The sequence below is a fragment of the Thiorhodococcus minor genome (assembly GCF_010820565.1).
In the GTDB taxonomy this organism is placed as follows: Bacteria; Pseudomonadota; Gammaproteobacteria; order Chromatiales; family Chromatiaceae; genus Thiorhodococcus; species Thiorhodococcus minor.
In genome coordinates this window covers 1-4,088 of record NZ_JAAIJQ010000174.1, presented here as the reverse complement: position 1 = coordinate 4,088, position 4,088 = coordinate 1, and the positions used below count along the sequence as shown (strand labels likewise).

Below are 4,088 nucleotides of genomic sequence, written 5' to 3'. Positions count from 1 at the left end.
GCACGGTGAAGCACTTCTCTTGGGTCACCGATCTCCCGATCACTGAAAGCAACCTCATGACGCTGATGCGAGGAGCAGGCGCACGCTGGAAAGTCGAAAACGAGACCTTCAATACCCTCAAGAACCAGGGCTATCACTGCGAGCACAACTTCGGTCACGGCTACCAGCACCTCAGCACCGTGCTCATGCACCTGATGATGCTGGCCTTCCTCATCGATCAGATCCAACAGCGCTGCTGCCGCCTGTTTCAGGCCGCCGTCACTGCCGCCAAGAGCAAGACGCGGTTCTGGCGCAAACTGCGCAACCGCTTCGATCTGTGTCTGATCCCCAGCTGGGAGGTGCTCTATCAGTCCATCATTGCCCCACCGCAGATCGCTCGCTGCCGGCCAGGGAAGCGCAAAGCGCGAGGCCGGTAGTCCCGGGTAGGCGTGTGCGCGTGCGTATTGCCGTAATGACGAAGGACGTGAGTCCTTCGTCGTGAAGGCAATATGCAAAGCGCAGTCACACACGCCGTAGAGTCATTCGTCGTAGGGTCGTGCGTAGCCCGAGTGCGCCAACGGCGCTACTCGAGGCGGAGCAGCGACCCGGAGCGGGACGGCCCGGGCTGAGAAGGTTGTCGCCCTGCGCGAGTCCCGTCGGCGAGGGATCGACCCGACGGGTATCACGAGCGCAGACGCGACACTCCGGTTGGGGCACGACACCTCCTAGTCGCCAGCCGTGATCGATCGTGCTCGCGGTGCCGTCTTGAGGGGAGAACAAGCCAACCAAGCTAAAGCGCTTCGCCGAAGCGAGAGCATCTTACGTCTGGGGATCTTTGGCGCCGGCTCCAATCCTGCATCGCCGTCGCCTTCCGCGATCAGCGGGAATTGCTGGCCCATGCCAGGTGTTCTTGAAGTTGCGCGCACCGTAGGGCTGCGCTCCCACAGCAACGACATTCTGCTGCTGGCCACCTGCAGCGTGGGTGGATAGCGCGGGACAGGTTAGATGCCTCCCACTACGGTAGGACTCGAGACCCTGAACGAGCCGCGCTGGCCGAAAGGAATCGTCCTTAGCGCAAGTCTGCGCTCGGATGATTGTCAGACCCCGTCATGGGTGTCGATCGTAAACGGCGGCGAGTCGCAGCTAGCCCATTCCGCACCGAGAAGGTTTACCGCTCGATCGTGCGCTGGCTTAGCCGAGCGCACTGGAGTCGTCCGAGCAGTATTGAGCGCTAATTCCCACCCTCAGGAATACGGCACGTCCATCCAATGGCATAACCGCCTTCCAAGCGGCACTCTGCACGAAAGATGCGTCGCCTCTGACGATTTCTGCATCGCTCTGATTGGCAGCGTAGCTCCTGTGTCGAGTCGCCACCCCAGATGAAGGTTCCGGGAAAATCGCTTCCATCCCCAACATTATCCGTCTCGCTGCTCATCTCGGCTCGCTCTACGCCACAAATCCCTTCATGAATCGCGCCGATCAGCAGCGTCCGCATCGGGTTAGCCTCTCTTAGACTGACATCGGTACGACCTGCAATCTCAGCTTGACCATCGCGTACTTTGTAGAGTCGATCGTCGGTGAGCGCGTAGGCCAGTTGACTTTCGGCCAACCGTTGCCACTCCGCTGTGCTCGGCTCAGGAAGTACGTCCACATTACCAGAGAATACATAACCGATCTCTGACGCGGTCAACAGTACGGCGTCCTTTCCTAAGTGCCTTAGTTTGAATAGACCACCTTCTTCATACGCGATGCATTGCAGCGTCCCGAAAGCATCGAAAATCTGATTCTCTTCAGTAAAGATCGTCAATGCACCGGTTGGGCCAAAGACCTGGGAATAGTCCTTGCCGTCGCTATCGATTTCCCAGAGGGCGGTACCAGGAAAATCACGTCTATCCAGACCATAATCGATAAGATCGATATCACCGTTGCTAGAATCACTCGACATTGAGGTCAAAGCTTCCGCGCTATCTTTTTGGCTACCGGCTTCTTCACCGGATTTATCTCGAGTGTCGACACCCATCGTGTTGTCGATACTGGGATCGGCACTCACCAGACTTGCCGCTGCGAAGAACGGCAGCGTGCCGCTCAGAAAAAGCTTGGCGATCGTATTCATCGATATCTCCACACTCAGTCATGTTGTTAAAAGGAGGATCTAACGCCCTGCGTGCATGGCGTGAGCAGCAGCTATGCCAACTTGAGGAAATCGATTGAAAAGCCCCGTGATATCGCGGTTCTATACGAGGTTGTGAGGGTTTGAGCGTGGCATGCCGCGCATTTCTGTTCGCTTGAGACGAACAACGTCAAGGAGACTGTTGTCTTCGTCGTTGAGTCGACACCGCTCTTAGGAAGGCTTCAGCGTCGGGGACAACAACCGGACAGGCTCAGCGCGCGCGGCGCCGAAAAGGCATCTGCGGCGTTGCCAAGCTCGGTGCTGTTCTTACGGTGGGCAGTGCTACGAAGGTTGCGGGAGCGCTGGTCTCGCTCTCGTCTGTCAGCTTGAACGAGGATCGATGTGGGCAGGCGGGTTGTCGGCGCGCGCGGTGTGCGCTCAGATCCCGTCGTAGATGTATTTGCTCAACGGGGTGATGCGATTGCGCCTCATCACTTCTCGCTGAAAATCCCGGATGTCCGTTGTCGCTTGGGCTTTACCGGCCAAGATAGCATCGATCAGTGGTTGTGCTGCCGTGTAGGTCGAGGGCACATGCACACTTGGTCGGTCAAAGGAGAACGAAATTCGAAAACGCTTGGTGAGATAGAACGCCTCCGCGAGGTATGCAATGGCTTCGTCGCGGGATGCAGTCGGGATGGGGATACGGCGATCGTCGAGGATCGCGTGCGTCAGCTCATGAACACAGGTCGCCTGTCCCAACCGCGTAAAGTAGTTCCTGTCCTCGCGAAGTACAATTCTGTTGTTCTGCGTCTCGTAGACGGCTTCTTTGCGTCCTTTAACGGCGAGGAAGCGCTTCTTGCTCAAGACACTGACGCTGATTAAACCACTGGTCAGGTAGCCGCGCATTCTTCGGTAGTCGTCAGAGGATACCTTCAATGTCCCGAGATAGAAATTCATCTCCTTGACAAAGCGTTCCGCAATCGACGCAAGCACTGCGGCTCTGCTATGAAAGAGTCGCGCTGCACGGTTTAGCAGATCTCGCTTGTGGGGAACAACCACTGGAATCAAGCCATAGCGGGTTGAGACCATAAAAACGGTTTGCTCTCCGACCACCGCATCGTCCTTTAACATCTGCTCCGTCTGAAACGCCCTGGTGACCTCCTTCGTTTCTTCACCGAAGATACCGTCGAATTCGGGTCCGTTGCGCGTGGCGCTCATATAAGAGCGCGGTAGATCGTACCCGAGGCCGAAGAGAGCCTTCTGGAACAAGGCGACATGATCGCCGCGCTCACCATATGCGAAGGGCTGTGCATTGAAGGCCGCCGACACGATCTTTTTGTTGCGAAGGAGCTGTTGCATGAACGTGATCCGTCTGTGCTGGGCGCTATTCCAGGATCATACCCGCACATCCGAACAGACAGGCGTCGCGGGAACCGCAGTGTGTGATGAACGACATTCTGAAGAATGAGCAAGACACCTTGGCACGTTTTTGTGGTCTGCAGTTGCAATGAGCATGCACGACGACACACCAGAGATCGGGGGCCCTCGGGCCCCTCTTCGACGGCGGACGTTAGAGCGGTCGGTCTTAGAAGATCGAGACCTGCCCGCTGATGGCGTTCTGCGTCTGGCTCGAGCCGACGACGTTGAAGCCACCGATGGCGTTGCTCTGATCGACCGCGACCGCTTGCTCCTGCGCGAGGAGGTGCGTGCCGAGATCGATCTCGGGGGCGTTGAAATAGCCGGCAAAGGCGCTGAAGGGGTCTCCGGCGAAGGCGGCACCGCCGCTCGCGCTCCCCATGGCCGCCTTATCGAGGGTACGGTCAGCGGACAGGTCGGTGATGGTCATCATGGCCTTTCTCCTCGTCTCAAGTGTGCGTCTGCGGGCTGGAATCGGTCTGCTTAGGGGTCTTGATCATCGATTGGTTGCGCCAGGCAAAGCCTGGAAGGAGAGGAAGATAGCGGACGGATAAGCGAATCGGAAACTCCTTGTTGCGGCCCA

At 57.7% G+C, this 4,088-nt stretch carries 3 protein-coding genes and 1 pseudogene; 1 reads left to right on the top strand and 3 read right to left on the bottom strand.

All coding sequences use genetic code 11. The annotated features are described in order from the left end of the window. Nucleotides 1–416: pseudogene (locus G3446_RS25815) on the top strand (hypothetical protein); the annotation flags it as partial. Nucleotides 417–1,210: 794 nt separating this feature from the next. Here G3446_RS25815 and G3446_RS25810 read toward each other — a convergent pair. From G3446_RS25810 to G3446_RS25800, 3 genes are all read right to left on the bottom strand, one after another. Continuing rightward, entirely contained in the window at nucleotides 1,211–2,092 is an 882-nt protein-coding gene (locus G3446_RS25810) for a hypothetical protein (protein ID WP_164456537.1), read from the bottom strand. Nucleotides 2,093–2,527: 435 nt separating this feature from the next. Then, nucleotides 2,528–3,448 (bottom strand): peptidoglycan-binding domain-containing protein, encoded by a 921-nt coding sequence (locus G3446_RS25805; RefSeq protein ID WP_164456536.1) that lies wholly within the window; start codon nucleotides 3,446–3,448, stop codon nucleotides 2,528–2,530. A 226-nt stretch (nucleotides 3,449–3,674) separates the two neighbouring features. After that, nucleotides 3,675–3,938: a hypothetical protein gene (locus tag G3446_RS25800; protein ID WP_164456535.1), complete on the bottom strand. Its 264-nt coding sequence runs from the start codon at nucleotides 3,936–3,938 to the stop codon at nucleotides 3,675–3,677. Between the last annotated feature and the right edge of the window lie 150 nt (nucleotides 3,939–4,088).